This is a genomic window from Micromonospora sp. CPCC 206060 (genome assembly GCF_036906895.1).
GTDB lineage: Bacteria > Actinomycetota > Actinomycetes > Mycobacteriales > Micromonosporaceae > Micromonospora.
On sequence record NZ_JBAKHU010000007.1, the window covers coordinates 17,004 to 35,966 of the forward strand.

An 18,963-nucleotide genomic window follows, 5' to 3' on the forward strand; every position below is an offset into this window, starting at 1 on the left:
GACCACCCGCCGCTGCCGCCGACCCGCCGGCCGGCGCGCGACACCGTCCCCCGAACCCCGAGACCAGACCGGAAGGCCGCGCGATGACCCCCGCCGCACCGCAGGACGGAGCACCGGACCTGCTGACGATCGAAGACCTGACCGTGGAGTACCTCGTCGGGGGACGCCGGGTGCGCGCCGTCGAGCGGGCCGACCTGTCGGTGCGTACCGGCGAGATCGTCGCACTGGTCGGCGAGTCCGGCTCGGGCAAGAGCACCATCGCGCACGCGGTGCTGGGCGCCCTGCCCTCGGCCGGGCGGATCGTCACTGGTCGCATCGGATTCGACGGGCTGGACCTGGCGCGGCTGCCGGAGCGCCGGTTCAACCGGGTCCGGGGCCGTTCGCTGGGCTTCATCCCGCAGGATCCGATGTCCAGCCTCAACCCGCTGCACCGCGTCGGTGAGCAGGTCACCGAGTCGATCCGGATCCACCGGTCGGCGTCGCGCGCCGAGGCCGCCCGTCGGGCGGTGGACCTGCTCGACCGGGTCGGACTGCCGGAACCGGCGGCCCGGGTCAGGCAGTTCCCGCACGAACTGTCCGGGGGCATGCGCCAGCGGGCGCTGATCGCCGCCGCCCTGGCCGGCGCGCCCCGGTTGCTCATCGCCGACGAACCGACCACCGCGCTCGACGTCACCGTGCAGAAGGTCATCCTCGACGACCTGTCCGCGCTGGCCCGTTCGGGCGGGATCGCCGTGCTCGTCATCACCCATGACCTCGCGGTCGCCGCCGACCGGGCCGACCGGATCGTCGTCCTGCGGCACGGCCGGATCGTCGAGTCCGGCACCCCCGACGCCGTGCGCGGCGGGCCCCGCCACCCGTACACCAGGATGCTGCTGGCCAGCGCACCCAGCCTGGCGGCCGGGCGGCGCCGGAGCCGCCGGCCGGCCGGGCCGACCGAACCAGGCGGGCAGAGCGCGCCGACGGTGCCGCCGACCGGAGGCGACCTGGTCCGGGTGGACGGGGTGACCAAGGAGTTCCGGGTCCCGCACGCCGACCGCAACCGGGGCTGGTTCCGGGCGGTCGACGACGTCTCGCTGACCATCGGCCGGGGCGAGACCCTCGGGCTGGTGGGGGAGTCCGGCTCCGGCAAGTCGACCCTGGCCCGGCTGATCCTGCGGCTCACCCCGCCCACCGCCGGACGGATCGCCTACGACGGCACCGACATCGCGGACCTCGACCGGCGCGGGCTGCGCGGCCTGCGGGCCCGGGCGCAGCTCATCTACCAGAACCCGTACGGCTCGTTGAATCCCCGGCTCACCGTCCGGCAGATCGTCGCCGAGCCGCTGGCGGGCTTCGGCATCGGCGACCGGCCCGCCCGACGCCGACGGGTCCGGGAACTGCTCGATCAGGTCGGCCTGCCCGGTGACCTCGCCGAGCGGCGTCCCGCCGAACTCTCCGGCGGGCAACGGCAGCGGGTGGCCATCGCCCGGGCCCTGGCCCCGTCGCCGGAACTGCTGGTCTGCGACGAACCGGTCTCGGCGCTGGACGTGTCCATCCAGGCCCAGATCCTCGACCTGCTCGCCGAACTCCAGGCCGAACTGGGACTGAGCCTGCTGTTCATCTCGCACGACCTGGCCGTCATCCGCCAGGTCGCCGACCGGGTCGGGGTGATGCGCGCCGGCCGACTGGTCGAGATCGGGCCGGCAGACCAGGTCTTCCACCGTCCCGGACACGGGTACACCCGGACACTGCTCACGGCGATCCCCGGTCAGGGGTTCGGCGGGCGCGGAACCGTCGGGCGGGCTGCCTGATGGCCCCGGCAGCCGACGTCCTGCCCACCGACCCGGCCGAGAGCGCCGACCTCCTGCCCACCGACCCGGCCGAGAGCGCCGACCTCCTGCACGCCGACCGGGACGGGAGCGCCGGGCTGGTGGCGACGCTGGCCGCCGGGGCGGCGCAACGGGACCGCGACGGTGACCTCGACCCGGCCGTCCACGCCCTGCTCGACCGGGCCGAGCTGTCCGGCGGTACACCGCTGGACACCCCGGCCGCCCGGCTGCGGGCCGTCCGGCGGGTCCGGGACCTGGCCCGGGTGGACGCCGGAGTCGCCCACCTGGTCGCCGGAGCCTACCGGGCCCGGGCGCTGGCCGACGGATCCGTCGCCGGCACCGGCCCGGTCGCGCTGGCCGACGGATCGCTCAACGGCACCGGCCCGGTCGCGCTGGCCATCCCGGCGGCGCCGGTGGCGCCGGTGACCAGCGGCCCCGTCGGGCTGGTGCTGACCGGAACCTGGCGGCTGGAACCGCCGGCGATCATGGCCCGGTACGTGGTCCTCTCCGGCCTGCGGGTCGACGGTCACGACGTGGTCGTCCTGCTCGACGTCGATGCCGACGGCATCGTCACCGGGCCCGCCGCGCCGACCGGGTCCCGGCCAGCCGGTAGCGGCCCTGCCGGATCCGAGCCGGTCGGTGTCATCGTCGGGCCCGAACCGCCGACCTTCGGCCTGCGGGCCGCGCCGACCGCCGAACTCCGACTCACCGGGCTGCCGGTGCCGGCCCGCCGGATCCGACCGCTGACCGGGCAACCGGCCTGGCCGGTCTTCGACGAGGCGTTGCGGATCGCGGTCGAGGTGGGATTGCTCGACGGGTTCCTGGCCGCAGCCCGGGACTTCCTGGTCCACCACGCCCGTCCGTGGCACGAGTCCGGGGTGGACAGCGCGGCGCGTGACCCGCACGCCATCGGCGTGCTCGGACAGGCGTACGCCCAGCAGCGCGCGTTGCAGCTGCTCGCCCGGGACGCCTTCGCCGCCGTCGCCACAGCCGACGGGCCGCCGGGCGGACCGCCACCGCGCACCGTGGTGCTGGCCCGCTGGTACGCCCGGCAGCGGATCGGCCCGCTGATCACCTCGGTCATCGGGGTGCTCGGTGCCAGCGGCACGTCCGGCCGGTTCGCCCTGGACCGCTACTGGCGGGACTTCCGTACCCACAGCCTGCGCCACCCACCCCGCTGGGGCCTGGACACCCTCGACCACCCACCGGACCCGCGACCCGAGCAGGACACATGACCGACCGCCAACTGCATCTCAACGTCAACGCCCTGCCCGCCGGGGCGCACCCCGCCGCCTGGCGGTCCCCGGGCGGCAACCCCCGCGCATGGATCGACATCGGGCACTACCAGCGGGTGGCCCGGGAAGCGGAGCGGGGCCTGCTCGACGCGGTGTTCCTCGCCGACGGCCTGCTGCTGCGCGGCAATGTGGCGACCGGACCGTCGTTCGCGCTCGACCCGGTGGTGCTGGTGGCCGCGATGGCGGTGGCCACCGAACGGATCGGCTTCATCGCCACCGTCTCCACCACCTTCCACACCCCGTACCACATCGCCCGGGTCTTCTCCTCCCTCGACCACGCCAGCGGGGGGCGGGTCGGCTGGAACGTGGTGACCACCCGTGACCCGGGGGCCGCCGAGAACCACGGCCTGACCGACCTGCCGACCCGCGCCGAGCGGTACGCCCGCGCCGCCGAGACGGTGGAGGTGGCGAACCGGCTCTGGGACAGCTGGGAGGACGGGGCGTTCGTCGGTGACCCGCAGACCCGGGTTTTCGCCCGTACCGACCGGATCCACCGGGTCGACCACCGGGGGGCGTACCACGCGGTCCGGGGACCCCTGCAGCTTCCCCGTTCGCCGCAGGGCCGGCCGGTCCTGGTGCAGGCCGGCGGTTCGGACACCGGGCGGGACCTTGCGGCCCGGTACGCCGACGCGGTGTTCAGCCCGCAGCACCTGCTCGGCTCGGCACAGGCGTACTACGCCGACATCAAGTCCCGGGCCCGGGCCCACGGCCGTGATCCGGACACCATCCGCGTGCTGCCCGGCCTGAACCCGATCGTCGGGAGCACCGAGGCCGAGGCCCGTCGCCGGCAGCGGGAACTCAACGAACTCGTCGACGACGACCAGCTGCTCGCCGGATTCGCCGCCCGGTTCGGGTTCGACCCGGCCGACCTGCACCTGGACCGGCCGTTCCCGGCCGGGCTGCTCCGCGCGACCGGCGACACGTACGGCTCCCAGGGTTTCGACGACGCGGCCCGGGCCCTGCTCAGCGCGGACGGGCTGACCCTGCGGGAGATCATCCACCAGGGGGTCATCGCGCACCGGGTCGTGGTCGGCGCACCCGAGCAGATCGCCGACACCATCGAGGAGTGGTTCGTGCAGCGCGGCGCGGACGGCTTCAACCTCCAGTGCGACGTCTACCCGGGCGGGCTCACCGACTTCGTCGACCATGTGGTGCCCGAGCTGCAACGGCGCGGCCTGTTCCGCAAGGAGTACACCGGGACGACCCTGCGCGACCATCTGGGTCTGGCCCGGCCGGCCAGCAGCTACCCGGCGGGGTGGGTGCGGTGACCCTGAGCCCGTCGGTGGAGCTGCCCGACGTCGTACCCGGCCGGACACCCCGCAGCCACGCCGAGGCGGTCGCCGCCGCGCACCGGCTCGCCACGCGGTGGCGGGAACTCGGCCCGCTGCGCGACGCGGACCGTGCCGTGCCGTACCGGGAGTTGGCGCTGCTCGGCCGTTCCGGCCTGCTCGGTCTGACCGTGCCGACCCGGTTCGGTGGGCCAGGGCTGGGTGAGCACACCCTGACCCGGGTCTTCGCCATCCTCGCTGCCGCCGACGCGGCGCTGGCCCAGGTCCCGCAGAACCACTTCGGGGCGCTGTTCGGGCTGGAGAACGAGGACGACGGGCGGGCCGCGTTCTTCTTCCGGGCCGCGCTCGCCGGTGCCCGGTTCGGCAACGCCGGCCACGAGCGCGGCAAGGGCGGCCGGACCGCGCCGAGGACCACCCTGGTGCCGGACGGGGACGGTTACCGGATCACCGGGGTCAAATCCTTCTGCACCGGTGCGCTGACCGCCGACTGGGTGCCGGTCAGCGCCGCCCACCCGGACGGCTGGATCGCCACCGCTTTCGTCCGGCAGGGCGCCCCCGGCCTGGTCATCCGCACCGACTGGGACGCCTTTGGCCAGCGGGCCACGGTCAGCGGCAGCGCCGAGCTGACCGACGTGTGGGTCGACGCCCGGCACGTTTTCGGCGGGACCGGCCGGCCGAGGGCGGCCAGCGCGTTCCGGTACTCGCGCAGCCAGCTCACCCACGCGGCGATCCAGCTCGGGATAGCCGAGGGGGCCCTGGCCACCGCCGACCGGATCGCCCCGGCGGTGCTCGCCGGGCCGGACGGACACCGGTTCCGGGCCTGGCGGGAGGACCTGGTGCTGGACATCCACGCCACCGCCGCGCTGATCGGCCGGGCCGCCGACCTGATCGACGAGGTGGTCGCCGCCGGCACGGCCACCGACGCGGGCGCCCTCGCCGTCGGGATCGCCGTCGACGAGGCCAAGTGCCTGGCGTACGACCTGGGGCCGCTGGCCGCCGACGGACTGACCGGGTTCGCCGACGGTGCCCTGCTCGCCGCCGATCCCGGCATCGACCGGTACTGGCGCAACGCCCGGACCCACTCCCTGCACGACCCGGTCCGGTGGCGGCGGCACTACGTCGGCGACCACCACCTCAACGACACCCCGCCACCGTTCGTGGCGTGGCTGCTCGAATCCACCGGCGACGCTCCGCTGTGACCGCCGCCCGAGCCCTGCGAGAGATCATGACCAGCACCTCCGACGACATCGACCTCGTCGACCTCCACACCCACTACCGTCCACCGTGGTGGGACGTCGCCGGGGGCAACGCGCGCCGGCTGTTCGGCCTGCCGGCCCCGGAAGTGCTGGCGGGGGTGGTCCGGCATGGGTGAGCAGCCGGTCTTCCACTGGTTCCTGCCGATGTACGCCGACCAGCGGTACTACGGCGGTGACCCGGGTGCCCGCCCGGCCGACCCGGACTACCTGCGCGACGTGACCCGGGCCGCCGAACGCAACGGTTTCGCCTCGCTGCTGCTGGCCACGTCGCACGCCAGCCGGGACACCTGGTTGACGGCCGCGCTGGCCGCCGAGGCCACCGAGTCGATCCGGTTCATCGTGGCGTTCCGGGCCGGCTACACCCTGCCCACCCTCACCGCGCAGATGATCGACACCTTCCAGCAGCTCTTCGCCGGCCGGCTGGACGTCAACATCGTCACCGGCAGCGAAGGCCCCGAGCAGCAGGCGTACGGCGACGAGGTCTCCAAGCAGGACCGGTACCGGCGTACCGACGAGTTCCTCCGCGTGCTCCGCGCCGAGCTGCGCGGCGAGCGGTACGACTTCGCCGGTGACTGGTACCGGGTCGCCGGGGGTGGCCGGCCGGCACCGGTGACCCGACCGCCGACCATCTTCTTCGGTGGGCTGTCGGAGGAGGCGGCCGAGGTCGGTGCCCGGCACGCCGACGTGCAGCTGATGTACGGGGAGACCCCGCCGATGGCCGGCGAGCATGTCGAGCGGATCGGTGAGCTGGCCGCCCGGCACGGGCGCACCGTCGAGTTCGGCATCCGGATCCAGGTGATCTCCCGGGACCGGTCGGAGGACGCCTGGGCGGAGACCGGGCGGATCCTGGCGCGGCTGACCCCGGAGCAGGTGGAACGCCGGCAACGGGAACTCGCCCGGCGGGCGTCGATCGGGCAGCGCCGGGTGCAGTCGCTCAACCCGGGGGTGCTCGACCCGGACCGGCTGCGACCGTACCCGACGATCTGGTCCGGTCTGGGGCTGGTCGGTGGTGGGGGCGGCAGCACCGCCCTGGTCGGCAGTCACGAGGAGGTCGCCGAGCGGATCGAGGAGTACCGCTCGGTCGGGGTGCGGCACTTCATCGTGTCCGGCGCCCCGTTGCTGGAGGAGGCGTACCGCTTCGGCGAGGGCGTCATCCCGCTGTTCCGTTAGTCGAACCGGGATCACAAGGAGATGGGACAAATGACAGTGGTGACCGGTGTCATCAGCGGGGAGAGCGACGTCGTCGGGGCGTCGGACGACCGCGTCGACGTGGCCGGGTTGACCGCCCGTGCCGAGACGTACCTGCGGACGGTGGCGCCCGGTGCGGCGCAGCGGGAACGGGAGCGCGAGCTGCCGTACCGGTTGGTGCGGGACCTGGCGGCGGCGCGGCTCGGTACCTTCCGGGTGCCAACCGCCTACGGCGGCCCGGGCGCGTCGATCCGCCAGGTGATGGGATTCGTTCTCGACCTGGCCGCCGCAGACTCCAACGTCGCCCAGTCGGTGCGCCCGCACTTCGGGTTCGTGGAGGGCCTGCTGCGTTCGCCGGACGAACAGGAGCGGCACCGCTGGTTCCCGCGGGTGCTCGCCGGTGACCTGTTCGGCCTGGCCAACGGGGAGATCGGCGCGCCGAACGGGGTGATCCGGACCCGGATCCGCCGCGACGGCGACGGCTACCGGATCGACGGCAGCAAGTACTACTGCACCGGCACGCTCTTCTCCGACTGGGTCAGCGTCTCGGCGGTGGACGAGGTGGGCGAGCGGGTCACGGCCGTGATCCCGACCGACCGGGCCGGGATCACGCTGCTCGACGACTGGGACGGCATGGGGCAGCGGCTCACCGCGAGCGGCACCACCACCTTCGACGGGGTCCGGGTGGAGACCGAGGAGGAGACCCGGGCCCGTCCGGTCACCGGGCCGGACGAGCCGCGCAGCCACGTCACCGCCTTCCAGCAGTTGTTCCTCGCGGCGGTCGAGGCAGGCATCGCGCGCAACGCGGTGGCCGACGCGGTGTGGTTCGCCCGGGAACGGTCCCGGCCGATCAAACACAGTTCGGCGACCCGGTCGGTGGACGACCCGTACATCCAGCACGCGGTGGGGGAGATGTCCGCACGGGCGTTCGCCGCCGAGGCGGCCGTACTCCACGCGGCGGACTCCATCGACCGTGCGCTGGCCGCCGAGGAACCGGCCGGGCCGCTCACCGCCGCGTCACTGGACGTCGCCCGGGCCCAGTTCCTCGCCGTCGAGTCGGCGCTGAAGAGCGCGGAACTGCTGTTCGACGTGGGCGGCGGGTCGGCCACGGCCCGGGAACACAACTTCGACCGGCACTGGCGCAACGCGCGCACGGTGGCCAACCACAACCCCCGCTACTACAAGGCCGGCGTGGTCGGCGCGCACCTGCTCACCGGGGCCGAACCGCCGACCACCGGTCTGTTCTAGGAGGAGACGGAATGAGTTACCGCCCACTCGGGCGCACCGGGGTCCGGGTCAGTCCGCTGACCCTCGGTGCGATGAACTTCGGGGCCAACGGCAACCCGGACCACGACGACAGCGTGCGGATCATCCACGCCGCCCTGGACGCCGGGATCAACGTCATCGACACCGCCGACGTGTACTCGCAGGGCGAGTCCGAGACCATCGTTGGTAGAGCGCTGGCCGGTGGCCGCCGCGACGACGTGGTGCTGGCCACCAAGTTCCACGGCGCCATCGGCGACGGGATCAACCACCGGGGCAACTCGCGGCGTTGGATCCACCGGGCGGTGGAGGACAGCCTGCGCCGGCTCGGCACCGACCACATCGACCTGTACCAGGTGCACCGGCCGGAGCCGGACACCGACCTGGACGACACTCTCGGCGCCCTGTCCGACCTGGTGCACCAGGGCAAGATCCGGTACGTCGGGACGTCCACCTTCGAACCGCACGAGATCGTCGAGGCGCAGTGGACCGCGCAGCGGCGCAACCGGGAACGGCCGGTGACCGAGCAGCCGCCGTACTCGATCCTGGCCCGGGGCGCGGAACGGGCGGTGCTGCCGTTGGCGCAGCGCTACGGCCTCGGGGTACTGCCGTGGAGTCCGCTGGCCGGTGGTTGGCTCTCCGGGCGTTACCGGCGCGACCAGGCCGACCCCGGCCCGTCCCGGCGGACCGGCCGGCAGCCGGCCCGGCACGATCCGGAGCTGGCAGCCAACCAGCTCAAACGGGCAGCGGCCGACGCGCTGACCGGACTGGCCGACGAGGCCGGCCTGTCGCTGATCCACCTGTCGCTGGCCTTCGTACTGCACCACCCGGCGGTCAGCTCGGTGATCATCGGGCCGCGCACGCTGGAGCACCTGACCAGCTATCTCGGCGCGGTGAAGGTCGAACTCGACGACGACCTCCTCGACCGGATCGACGCCATCGTCCCGCCGGGCGTGACCCTCAACCCCGCCGACGCCGGCTACCAGCCACCGTCGTTGACCGACCCCACCGTCCGCCGCCGTAGCCGGCCGAACTGACACCTCCAGGAGCACCCCATGTCCCACCAGCCCGTGATCGACATCCACGCCCACTACCGGCATCCGGACCAGGCCTTCGTCCCGCCACCGTCCTGGGTGTCCGAGGAACGCCGCCGGGACCAGCTCCGGCACGACGAGATCCTGCACAGCTTCTCCCGGATCGTCGAGGTGGCCGACTCGGTCGGCGTCGACACCCGGGTGCTCAGCCTCCCGGCCGCCTCCCGGTTCACCGACTACGACACCGCCCCGACCCGGCCGGCGGAGATCGCCGAACTCAACGACCACCTGGCCGGCGGGGTCCGCGACCATCCTGGCAGGCTGCTCGGGCTGGCCACCATCGACGCCTTCGACGGGGAGCGGGCGGCAGCCGAGACCCGGCGCGCCGTCGAGGAGCTCGGCCTGTCCGGCATCGTGGTCGACTCGGCCCGGGCGGACACCTTCCTCGGTGCCCCGGAGACCGTGCCGACCCTCGCCGAGGCGGCACGGCTCGGTGTGCCGGTGTTCGTCCACCCCACCGGCACCAGCCTGACCCCGGCGTTGATCGCACAGGCTGGCCAGCTCGGCTCGTCGTACGGCCGGGGGCTGGCCAACGGGGTGGCGCTGCTCTCGCTGATCCACCGGGGCCTGCTGGACAGCATCCCGGGCCTGCGGATCGTCTTCACCACGCTGGGCATCGGGGCGCTGGGGATCGCCGGCGTGTGGCGGGCCCGGGGCGGACTGGCCGCCGCCGACGGACGCTGGGAGGTCTCCTTCGACACCATGGGTTTCGACCCGCAGAACGTCGCGTTCCTGGTCTCGGTGCTCGGGGCGGACCGGGTGCTGCTCGGCAGCGACTTCCCGCACCAGGTCGACGCGGACCCGCAGCGGGTGGCCAATGCCCTCGACGGCGCCGGGCTCTCTTCAGCCGACCAGGCGCTGATCCGGGGTGGCAACGCGGCGAAGCTGCTGCAACGGCGTCCGGCCGCCGTGCCGGCCGCCGCCGGGTGACCAGCGGATGAGCAGCGACCAGCCGGCCGTCATCGACCGGGCCCGGACCCGGTTCGGGCCGGTGCCGGTGCACTCGGTACTGGACCGGCTCGCCGGGGTGGTCGGGACGACCATCGCCCCGGCCGCCCCGGCCGTCGACGCCTCGGCGGTACCCGCCGGGCACCTGGCCGCCCTGGCCGACGTCGGCCTGTTCGGGCTGGCGGTGCCCGCCGAACACGGCGGACAGCCGGTCCCGGAGGAGGTGGCGACCGAGGCATTCGACCTGCTCGCCGGGGCCTGCCCGGCCACCCACCTGATCGTCTCGCAGCACGCCACCCCGGTGGGTTCGATCCTGCGGTCCGGCAAACCGGAACTGCTGGCGTTGTTGCCGGCGCTGGCCCGGGGCGAGCGGTACGGCGGTGCCGCGTTCGGCCACGTCCGGACCTGGCCGCGTCGGCGTACCGTCACCGCGACCCGGGTGCCGGGCGGTTGGCGGTTCGCCGGCACCGCGCCGTGGTTCTCCGGGGCCGGGCTGGTCGACCTGGTCCTGGTCGGCGCGATCGACGAGGAGCGGCACCGGATCGTCTTCGCCGTCGTGGACGTACCCCGGTCGGTGGTCGGTGGGGGCGACGGCGACCCGGGGACGGCCGTCCGGTCCCGGCCGCTGGCGATGGCCGCCATCAACGGCGCGCGGACCGTGGCGCTGGAGTTCGCCGGGCTGGTCGTGCCGGACACCCGGGTGGTGGAGGTGGTCGACGTCGCCGAGTGGTCGGCCGCCGACGGCACGACGGGGGCTCGGAGCTACCCGGGTGCGGTCGGTCTGGCCCGGGCCGCGGTCGGGTTCGCGCTGGGCCGTTACCCGGACAGTCCGGGGCTGCACGCGCTGGCCGACGAGATCGCGTTGATCCGCACGCTGGCCGACGGACCGGACAGCGCGGCGGACGACTCGGCACCGGGTCGCAGCCCGCTGTACTGGCGGGCCCGCAGTGTCCACCTGGCCGTGCGGGCGACCAACGCGGCGGTCGTGGCGCGCGGTGGTGCCGGCCTGCTCACCGGAGATCCGGTGCAGGTGTGGGCACGGGCTGCGCTCTTCCTCCAGGTACGCGGGCTGTCGGAGGCGATGCGCGCCGAGCACTTCGAGCACCTCGCCGGCCTGGCCTGACCGGGTCGGCAGCGGGCCGGGGAGGTGTCACCCCGTCGGTGGTGCCGTCCCCGGCCCGCGCGGTGTGCCGGCCCGCCACCGGCCCGGCCCGTACCAGGACCTGGCCGTGACGGGCGGTACCCGCTCACGCGGCTGAGGCGGTCGGGTCCTGTTCCCGGCGGGACTGCTGCGACGGGGCGGCCGGACGCAGCCGGCGGGTGGTCGGGCCGCCGCGCCAGTCACTGTCGGTCACCGGCTGGTCGTCGCGCCGACCGGGGTGGCCCTGCGGGGCCTGGGCCACCTGGAGGGCCCGCTGGGCGCTGTTCCACGCGGTGCACGGCCAGGACTGGCCGGCGCAGAGTAAGTTCTGGCAGCCGCCTGCGTCGTCGGGGGCGTGGGCGTCGGCCACATCGAGGGCGAGTCCCCACAGCAGCGGGTCGGTCACCCCGTCGGGACGGTCGGCCAGCCGGCGGTGGTGGTCGTTCCTGCTCTCGGACATCAGCAGCCCTCCTGCTAGTGGGTACTTCCCCTACTCTTCACCACGGGCCGTCCGGGTAAAACGCTTCCCCGGGCAGACGTTGGCCAGGTCACGTGCGGGAACGTGGGTTTGCGGCGCCGAGTTGCCACAGCACGACGCCCTGGTCGGTGCGGCGTTCCCCCACTGCGACCGCAATGTGCCGGCCGTCCGGGCTGAACGCCGCGCACCAGGCGTACCGGCCCTGCCACAGCACCCGGTCCGGCTCCGGGTCGGGCCCCGGACCGACGTCGAACAGGTGCACCCCGCCGAGGCGACCGCTGACGGCGGCCAACCGACGCCCGTCCGGGCTGAACGTCGCCGCCCCCACACCGCCGACGTGGTCCCGCCGGTACACCTCCCGCCGCAGCCGTCCCGAGTCGGCGTCGTAGAGCCGCAGGGCGAACGACGGGGTGTCGGTCCACGAGGTGACCGCCAGGCCCGTCCCGTCCGGGTGGTACGTCACCCCGCGCACCGGCTGCGGATCGTCGAACGACCGGTGGCTGCCCGAGGCGAGATCCCAGATCCGGACGGTCCCGTCGAGGCAGCCGGTGGCGAGCTGCCAGCCGTGGGGGCGGAACGCCAGGTCCCACAGGGGAGCGGAGTGCGGTAGCCGGGCCTGCTCGGCGCCGTCGACGACGGACAGGACGCGGACCACGTCGTCGGTGGCGGCGGTGGCGAGCTGCTGCCCGTCGGGGGAGAAGGCGACCCGGTGGACCGGTTGCGGATGCCGGACGGAGGCGAGGAGCCGACCGTCGGCGGTGTCGTGGACGCGGACGGTGGCGTCGGCCGAGCCGGTGGCGACCAGTGTCCCGTCGGGGCTGAATGCGACCGCCCGTACCCGCCCGTCGTGCCGGACCTGCCGGATCAGAGCGCCGCTGGTCAGGTCGTGGATGCGGGCGTGGTGGTCGAGGCAGGCGGTGGCGAGGTACCGGCCGGTCGGGTCGAAGGCCACCTGTACCACGCCGTCACCGTGCGGGTAGCGGGCCACCACCCGGGGTGGTGGTGCCGGCCGGGTCGACACCGTGACGCCCACCGGTGCGTAGTCGTGACGTGCCGTGGCGTACACCGGCCCGGCCGGGACCGGCACGGCCCGGACCGTCGCGGGCCGGTCGTCGGCGTGGATCGGGGTACCGGGCGTGGTGTGCTGCGCCGCCAGGATCCCACTGACCGCCCGGGGCGCGCGCAGATCCCACAGCGCGCCGTCGGCGCCGCGCACCCGCAGCAGCGTCTCGCCGGGCCGGTACGGCGTGCCGGGCCCGACCAGCCAGCGGGCCACGACGGCGTACCCGTCGGGCAGGTCCCAGCCCAACCGCACCTCGTCCCCGGTGACCTCGGCCGCCACCGGCAACCGGGACCGGTGCTCCCCACCGGCCCAGGCCGCCGCGCCCACGGCCACCGCCAGTTCCGGTGCGACCGTGCGGTGTACCGGCCGACCGAACTGCCGGGCCACCTCGGCGGCGACGGCCGGAATCCGGGTGCTGCCACCGGCCAGGACGATCCCGGCGATGTCGTCGACGGCGAGCCCGGCGGCGGCCACCAGGTCCCGGCACCGGCTGACCGTACCGGCGACGAGACCGGCGACGACGTCGCGACCCGGGGCGCAACGGGCTGCTGCCGCCACCCACCGCAGGTAGTCGTCTCGGCTGCCCGGCGCCTGGGTACCCGCGAGGGCCACCAGATCCCCGGCGTCGGCGATCCGGGTGAACGGGGTACCCAGCCGGGCCCGGGCGAGCGACTCCGTGAACCGGTCCTGGAGCCCGCCCGCCGACACCCGCACGGAGACGGGACGGCCGACGACGACCGGGCCCCCACCGTCGTCATGCCGCACCAGAGCGGCGTGGAACGTGGTGCGGCGCAGGTCGTACACCAGCACCGTCGATCCGCTGCCGGCGTCGGGCCGGGGATCCAGCGCCGGGGCCAGGGTCGCGGCGATCGGCGCGGCCAGCAGCTCCACGTCGGCGAAGCCGGCCCGCTCACCGGCGGCGACCAGCCGGTCCCGGCGCGGGTCGCCGTCGACGTACGTCGCCGCGACGGTGAGCACCAGCCGGTCGACGCCGCGACCGTGCACCGCGACGGCCCGCGCCCGCACCGCGCCGAGCTGCGCGGCGACCAGGTCGGTTGCGTCGAACGGGTGGTTGCCGAGCCAGACCGGGTCGTTGCGGCCCAGCTCGTCGGTGAGGGCGTCCCGGTAGGTCGCCGGAGCGGAGTGCCGGCGCTGCGACGCGGCCGACCCGACGGTGAGGTTGACACCGTCGAAGGCCACCGTCGAGGGCCAGAGGTACCCGGCACCGTCGCGCTCGGGCACCAGCCGGGCCCACCCGTCGTTCACGGCCAGCGCGGCGACGGTCGAGACCGGGCCGAGGTCGACCGCGAGCGTCGCGTCGTTCACCGCTGCACCACGAGCTGGCCCAGCAGTTGCTCGTACCCGCGCCGCACCACCTGCGCGGCGCGTCGCTCGGCATCGGTGCGCCCGGTTGCGGCGGCCCGTGCGGCCCAGTGCCCGAACCGGGACAGGGCGGTCGCCGCCAGCAGGGCAGGGTCGGCACCGGCGGGCAGACCGAGCCGGTCGGCCGGGTCGGTACCGAACTCGCCGGTCACCCGCCGCACGTCGGTCGCATCGGCGTCGCCGAGTACCAGCCGGCCGGCGTGCAGGTCGCGCAGCACACCCAGCTCGTCGAAGCCCGGTTCGTCCAGGTCGTAACGGAGCAGCGCCCGGGTGGCGTCCCGCAGCGCGCTGCGGTCCCGCCCCTCGTGGAGGGTGTCGGCCAGTTCGTCGCGCAGGTGGTACATCTGGTCCAGCAGGCCGCGTAGTTTCACCAGGTCGGCGCGGCGGCCGAAGTGGTCGGTCAGCAGGCGGGTGAACCCGACGATCCCGCTGTGTGCCAGGAGCAGGTCGCGTAGCTGCGGGAGGTCGCCGGCGTGGCGCTCGCGCAGCACGCGGCAGGCCAGGTCGATGCCGTACGGGCTGAGCCGGCGCCACAACGTGGCCCGCCGCTGCGGCGGTACCGGTACCGGGAGGGTGTCGCTGCCCGCGAACGCCGCCCGGTTGCGCAGGAACCGGCGCAGTGGCGACAGCTCCAGCGGGTCCGCCCCGGCGAACGGGGCGAGCGCGGTCAGGTCGTCGTACTGCCCGTCGGTGAGGGTGGCCGCGCCGCAGGCGAGCAGGCTCGCGACCGGGCGCAGCGTGAACAGGGTCCGCCCGGCGGTCGGGCCGGTCATCAGCTCCCCGGCGTGCGCGGCGGCACGGGCCAGCGGATCGGGGTGCCGGGGCCAGAAGCTCTCCACCCAGGTCATCGCGCCGACCGTGGTGACCGGCCCGGTCCCGTCCGCGTTGTCCGTCGGATCGGTGACCAGGGTACGCAGCCCTTCCGCCAGCCCGGTGTGTCTGATCACCATGACCACGGCGTGCGCGTGGTCGTTTCGGCTGCGGTCCAGCAACCGCAGGGTGGTCTGCGAGTCCCGGGCGACGACCGAGTCCAGGCCGGGCGTGTCGACCAGGTGGAACGCGCGCAGTGCCGGGCTGGGATGGGTGACGACGATGCGGTCGACGGCCGCCAGCAGGCCCTGCTGGCCCTCGTCGTCGCGGGCGGCGCCGGCCAGGTCGGCCAGCCGGTCGGGGGAGTGGACCGCTGGTGGCCGGCCGTCGCGGAAGTGCACCATGACGGTGGGCTGCGCACCGGGCACGAACCAGGTGGTGTTCGCGGTCAGCTCGTTGACCGCGGTCGGCGCCACGTCGGCACCGAGCAGCGCGTTGACCAGGGTCGACTTGCCGGCGCTGACCCGGCCGACCACCGCCACCCGCAGGGGTTCGGCCAGCTGCCGCTGACCCACCTCCAGCGCGTCGTACCACCGGCGCAGCGCTGGCCGCTCGTGCACCGCGTGGGCCGCCGCAGCGAGCGCCGCCGCCCCGCGTCGGCGGGGTGGTTCCCCGCTCACCGGCCGCCCGGTGCCGGGCCGAGGAACCGATCGAAGAACTTCGGACCCAGGATCCGCAGGTACGGCTCCAGCCCGGGCTCGATCAGCCGGGCCAGCAGCGACCCGAACTCCTGTGCCGTCGCCGTCGGCAGTGACCTGCCCCGGGACATGTTGTCCAGCAGTTCGTCGTAGCGTCGTAGCAGACGTTCCCGCAGCCGCAGGTACTCGCCGATGCTGACCCGCAGCGCCTCGCCGGGGAACCGGCCGACCGGGGGCGCCCCGGCCGGTACCGGCCACGGCCGGGTGAACCGCAGGTCGGTGTACTCGACGATCCGCCCGGTGCCCCAGCAGACCGTGAGGGTGGCGAACGGCGGGTGGATGTCGACGCCGCCACCGGCCACCCGAGCGCCACCGAAGACCGGCAGTCGCAGGTACACCCCGGCCGGACCGTCGGCGGCGCCTCGACGCAGCGGGATCGGCCAGGCCAGCATCGACTCCATCGGCAGGAGTTGGCGGAACGTCGGGGTACGGCGCACGTCGTGCATCAGCCGCCCGGTGCGGGTGCTCGACTGCTCAGTCACGTCGGCCGCCCGCCGAACGGACCATGAACCGGCCGGAGTCCTCCCAGGCGTTCCAGAACACGTCCATCGGTACCCGCATACCGGCGCCCTCGGGCAGGCCGGGATCGTTGAGGATGACCATCGGGTGGTCGGGGTTCCGGTAGTCCAGGCCGGTGACCTGCACCGCGTGGTCGGCGCCCTGACCGGGTACACCGGGGTAGCCCTCCAGCGGATCAGCGGGGTCGGGGGTCCAGATCTCGTCGGAGTCCACGGCGACGATCACGCCGTCCCTGTCCGCCAGCGCGAACCGCAGGTCGTCGAGGTTGGCGCCGTCCTGCCGGTCGACGGCGACGCCGTGGTGTTCCAGCAGGTTCCCCACCTCGTTCATCGGGGTACCGCCACCGGGGATGTACCAGCCCTGCTCGGTGGCGAGCTGGACGAGGTCGGCCTCGGTCCGGTCGGTGCCGGTGGTCTCGTCGAGGACGAACTCCTGGGCGGCCACCGCGCAGGTGGTGGTGTCCTCCTGCTGGTGCCAGTACCCGGCCGAGGTGTCCGGGTCGCCGACCACGTCCGCCCCGGCCGGGTGGTCGGGCCGGTCGGGGTCGGCCGGGCCCTGGTCGACGGCGTCGACGTCGGGATCCCCGTTGTCAGGACCGGTGCCGCCCGGATCGTCGGGATCACCGGTGCCGGTGGAGTCGGTGCCGGACGGGTCGAGGGTGTCGGCGGCGTACCAGGTCGGGTCGTCGTACATGCTCATGCCTCCGCCCAGGACAGGTCGTCGTTGTCGGCGGCGGCGTCCTGCGGCCCCGGGGCGCCCGGCAGGAGCGCCCCGGCGGCGCGGGTCACCTCGTCGATGCGGGCCCGGAGCCGTTCCAGCGGCGCCAGGAACGCCCGCAACTCGGCCCGGCGGGCCCGGGCCGCCTCCCGTTCGAGCCGCTGCGCCGACTCCGCCCCGCTGATCCGCTGTTCGGTGCTCTCCCGCTGCTGGGCGATCCGGCGGTCCAGTTCCGCCTCCGCCTTGCCCCGGAGGTCGTCGACGATGTCCTTCGTCCCGTCGACGACCTGCTTCTTCTGCGCCTTGCGGACCGGCGCCAGCTCCTTGGTCAGGCTCTCCCGCCGGTACCGCAGGTCCTCGTTGCGGACGTCGCGGGCCCCACTGCGCCAGCCGACGACGGCGCCGGCGAGGCTGCCGATGACCATGCCGGCGGCGGTACCCAGAACGGGGACGACGCTGCCCACCACCAGACCGGTGCTGGAGCCCACACCCATGCCGAAAAGCGCGTCGCGGACCTTGCGCTTGAACGGGCTGGACCGTAGGTCCTGCCCGAGCAGGCCGGTCACCGGGTCGGTCGGCCGGCTCGGCGGCGCGACGGGTGTCATCGCGGGCGTGGTCAGGCTCAGCCCGCTCTCGATCCGGATCTCCTCCAGCACGGCGGCGGTGGCGACGGCCGCCTTCACGTTCACCTCCCCGACCACCTGGGCGGCGTCCGCGTTCAACCGGTCCACCAGCATCTCGGGACGGTCGAGGTACTTCGCCTGGTACAGGTACTCGGTGTCGCAGCGGTGCCAGACCTCGTCGAGCCGCTCCGTCGCGTACGCCTGGAGTTCCTTCTGCACGTCGGCTAGCCGCTGCCGGAGCTTCCTGCGCCACGTCGCGCCCTTGTCCCGCAGGTCGTCCAGCTCCCGTCGACGGGCGACCGCCTCGGTACGGGCCCGGTCCAGCCGTTCCCGGCTCCCGTCGGCGAGCCCGGCCGCCTGTTCCGCCAGCGGATCGATCAGCGCCCGCACCCCGGTCTCCAACTCGTCGAGGGCCGGTCCCAGCACCCGGGGGATCCCACGGTGCGCCAGTGCCGACCAGATCGCCCCCAGCAGGCCCGGGATGTTCCCGGTCGCCAGGTCGAGCTGGTCCCCGCTGCGCAGGAACTCCCGGTGCAGGTGGGCCGAGACGGGCACGATCGTCACCTGCCCGGGCAGCCAGCGGAACGCGTCGACGATCTTCGCGCGGGCGTTCGGCAGCACCTCCTCGACGTCGGCGACATCGGCCTTGGTGAGCGCGAACAGCAGCGCCCCCGGGGTGGAGGCCGAGCGGACCGCCTCGGCCGCCGGCCGGATGGCGTCCAGATGCCCGGCGAGTACGGTCTGCTCGCCGTCCAGGACGTAGACGATCGCATCCGCACCGGGCAGGCTCGCCCGGGTCGCCGCGTCGTGCCAGTGGTGGGGGCCGCCCTGACCGGGGGTGTCCACCAGGGACAGCCCGGACTCCAGCAGGGCGATGGGTGTGCCCGCCTCGATCAGCAGCACGTCACGGGTGTTGTTCGGGTTGCCCCGCTCGGTGGCGAAGTCGCGGATCTGGTCCCGACCGATGCCGATGGCCTCCGCGGTGCCGTCGGGGTCGCGTACCGCCACCACGATCTCCTCCGGATCGGCGTACGACACGACGATCGTCGTGCTGGTGGCGATCTCCTCCGCCTCGGGCACCAGGTGGGGTTCGTCGACCTCGTCGAGCAGCGCGTTGACCAGGCTGGACTTGCCGCTCTTGAACTCGCCGCAGAACACCACCCGCAACCGCTCGTCGTGCAGCCGGTCCCGGGCTGCGGCCAGGCCGGTCGCGGTGGTGGGGCTGTTCGACGCGCGGGCGATCCCGGCCAGTTCGGACAGCAGGTCCAGGATGTCGGTCCGGATCCGGACGTACTCGGTCATGCGGACAGTCGACTGTGCCAAGGTGATC

Annotated in this window: 16 protein-coding genes; 10 read left to right on the plus strand and 6 right to left on the minus strand. The window is 74.2% G+C overall.

Annotation, left to right across the window (positions count from 1 at the left end):
• Positions 1-83: 83 nt before the first annotated feature.
• Genes V6U90_RS08330 through V6U90_RS08375 form a run of 10 tightly spaced genes read left to right on the plus strand, consistent with a single transcriptional unit; the run spans position 84 to position 11,264 of the window.
• A complete protein-coding gene (locus tag V6U90_RS08330) occupies positions 84-1,790 on the plus strand; it encodes an ABC transporter ATP-binding protein (RefSeq protein ID WP_334432913.1) in 1,707 nt (568 codons plus the stop codon).
• Positions 1,790-3,043 carry a hypothetical protein gene (locus V6U90_RS08335; protein WP_334432916.1) on the plus strand — a complete coding sequence of 418 codons (1,254 nt, stop codon included), beginning with the start codon at positions 1,790-1,792 and terminating at the stop codon, positions 3,041-3,043. The genes V6U90_RS08330 and V6U90_RS08335 overlap by 1 nt, the downstream gene beginning before the upstream one ends.
• Positions 3,040-4,371: an LLM class flavin-dependent oxidoreductase gene (locus V6U90_RS08340; protein ID WP_334432919.1), complete on the plus strand. Its 1,332-nt coding sequence runs from the start codon at positions 3,040-3,042 to the stop codon at positions 4,369-4,371. The genes V6U90_RS08335 and V6U90_RS08340 overlap by 4 nt, the downstream gene beginning before the upstream one ends.
• Positions 4,368-5,591: an acyl-CoA dehydrogenase family protein gene (locus V6U90_RS08345; RefSeq protein ID WP_334432922.1), complete on the plus strand. Its 1,224-nt coding sequence runs from the start codon at positions 4,368-4,370 to the stop codon at positions 5,589-5,591. Before V6U90_RS08340 ends, V6U90_RS08345 begins: the two co-directional genes overlap by 4 nt.
• A 26-nt stretch (positions 5,592-5,617) precedes the next feature.
• Positions 5,618-5,764 (plus strand): hypothetical protein, encoded by a 147-nt coding sequence (locus V6U90_RS08350; protein ID WP_334432924.1) that lies wholly within the window; start codon positions 5,618-5,620, stop codon positions 5,762-5,764.
• Positions 5,757-6,818: an LLM class flavin-dependent oxidoreductase gene (locus V6U90_RS08355; protein ID WP_334432926.1), complete on the plus strand. Its 1,062-nt coding sequence runs from the start codon at positions 5,757-5,759 to the stop codon at positions 6,816-6,818. Before V6U90_RS08350 ends, V6U90_RS08355 begins: the two co-directional genes overlap by 8 nt.
• Before the next feature lie 30 nt (positions 6,819-6,848).
• Positions 6,849-8,084 (plus strand): acyl-CoA dehydrogenase family protein, encoded by a 1,236-nt coding sequence (locus V6U90_RS08360; protein ID WP_334432929.1) that lies wholly within the window; start codon positions 6,849-6,851, stop codon positions 8,082-8,084.
• An 11-nt stretch (positions 8,085-8,095) separates the two neighbouring features.
• Positions 8,096-9,136 carry an aldo/keto reductase gene (locus V6U90_RS08365; protein WP_334432932.1) on the plus strand — a complete coding sequence of 347 codons (1,041 nt, stop codon included), beginning with the start codon at positions 8,096-8,098 and terminating at the stop codon, positions 9,134-9,136.
• An 18-nt stretch (positions 9,137-9,154) separates the two neighbouring features.
• Positions 9,155-10,123 (plus strand): amidohydrolase family protein, encoded by a 969-nt coding sequence (locus tag V6U90_RS08370; protein ID WP_334432934.1) that lies wholly within the window; start codon positions 9,155-9,157, stop codon positions 10,121-10,123.
• Between the two features lie 7 nt (positions 10,124-10,130).
• Positions 10,131-11,264: an acyl-CoA dehydrogenase family protein gene (locus V6U90_RS08375; protein WP_334432937.1), complete on the plus strand. Its 1,134-nt coding sequence runs from the start codon at positions 10,131-10,133 to the stop codon at positions 11,262-11,264.
• Positions 11,265-11,388: 124 nt separating this feature from the next.
• Here the strand turns inward: V6U90_RS08375 and V6U90_RS08380 are convergent, their stop codons facing one another.
• The 6 genes from V6U90_RS08380 to V6U90_RS08405 form a co-directional block, all read right to left on the minus strand.
• The gene (locus tag V6U90_RS08380; RefSeq protein ID WP_334432939.1) at positions 11,389-11,742 is read right to left on the minus strand and encodes a hypothetical protein; all 354 of its coding nucleotides are present in this window, start codon (positions 11,740-11,742) and stop codon (positions 11,389-11,391) included.
• Between the two features lie 88 nt (positions 11,743-11,830).
• On the minus strand, positions 11,831-14,149 hold the full coding sequence (locus V6U90_RS08385; protein WP_334432941.1) for an Hsp70 family protein: 2,319 nt from the start codon (positions 14,147-14,149) through the stop codon (positions 11,831-11,833).
• The gene (locus V6U90_RS08390) at positions 14,146-15,696 is read right to left on the minus strand and encodes a dynamin family protein (RefSeq protein WP_334432943.1); all 1,551 of its coding nucleotides are present in this window, start codon (positions 15,694-15,696) and stop codon (positions 14,146-14,148) included. Before V6U90_RS08390 ends, V6U90_RS08385 begins: the two co-directional genes overlap by 4 nt.
• A complete protein-coding gene (locus tag V6U90_RS08395) occupies positions 15,693-16,256 on the minus strand; it encodes a hypothetical protein (protein WP_334432946.1) in 564 nt (187 codons plus the stop codon). Before V6U90_RS08395 ends, V6U90_RS08390 begins: the two co-directional genes overlap by 4 nt.
• Positions 16,249-16,992: a hypothetical protein gene (locus tag V6U90_RS08400; protein ID WP_334432948.1), complete on the minus strand. Its 744-nt coding sequence runs from the start codon at positions 16,990-16,992 to the stop codon at positions 16,249-16,251. Before V6U90_RS08400 ends, V6U90_RS08395 begins: the two co-directional genes overlap by 8 nt.
• Positions 16,989-18,935: a dynamin family protein gene (locus V6U90_RS08405; protein ID WP_334432950.1), complete on the minus strand. Its 1,947-nt coding sequence runs from the start codon at positions 18,933-18,935 to the stop codon at positions 16,989-16,991. The genes V6U90_RS08400 and V6U90_RS08405 overlap by 4 nt, the downstream gene beginning before the upstream one ends.
• Positions 18,936-18,963 lie beyond the last annotated feature (28 nt).

What these genes read in the sequence shown, in the direction of transcription:
- V6U90_RS08355 (WP_334432926.1), top strand. Translation starts at nt 5,757, where the DNA reads ATGGGTGAGCAGCCGGTCTTCCACTGGTTCCTGCCGATGTACGCCGAC.
- V6U90_RS08360 (WP_334432929.1), top strand. Translation starts at nt 6,849, where the DNA reads ATGACAGTGGTGACCGGTGTCATCAGCGGGGAGAGCGACGTCGTCGGG.
- V6U90_RS08365 (WP_334432932.1), top strand. Translation starts at nt 8,096, where the DNA reads ATGAGTTACCGCCCACTCGGGCGCACCGGGGTCCGGGTCAGTCCGCTG.
- V6U90_RS08380 (WP_334432939.1), bottom strand. Translation starts at nt 11,742, where the DNA reads ATGTCCGAGAGCAGGAACGACCACCACCGCCGGCTGGCCGACCGTCCC.
- V6U90_RS08375 (WP_334432937.1), top strand. Translation starts at nt 10,131, where the DNA reads ATGAGCAGCGACCAGCCGGCCGTCATCGACCGGGCCCGGACCCGGTTC.
- V6U90_RS08405 (WP_334432950.1), bottom strand. Translation starts at nt 18,935, where the DNA reads ATGACCGAGTACGTCCGGATCCGGACCGACATCCTGGACCTGCTGTCC.
- V6U90_RS08330 (WP_334432913.1), top strand. Translation starts at nt 84, where the DNA reads ATGACCCCCGCCGCACCGCAGGACGGAGCACCGGACCTGCTGACGATC.
- V6U90_RS08400 (WP_334432948.1), bottom strand. Translation starts at nt 16,992, where the DNA reads ATGAGCATGTACGACGACCCGACCTGGTACGCCGCCGACACCCTCGAC.
- V6U90_RS08340 (WP_334432919.1), top strand. Translation starts at nt 3,040, where the DNA reads ATGACCGACCGCCAACTGCATCTCAACGTCAACGCCCTGCCCGCCGGG.
- V6U90_RS08370 (WP_334432934.1), top strand. Translation starts at nt 9,155, where the DNA reads ATGTCCCACCAGCCCGTGATCGACATCCACGCCCACTACCGGCATCCG.
- V6U90_RS08335 (WP_334432916.1), top strand. Translation starts at nt 1,790, where the DNA reads ATGGCCCCGGCAGCCGACGTCCTGCCCACCGACCCGGCCGAGAGCGCC.
- V6U90_RS08350 (WP_334432924.1), top strand. Translation starts at nt 5,618, where the DNA reads ATGACCAGCACCTCCGACGACATCGACCTCGTCGACCTCCACACCCAC.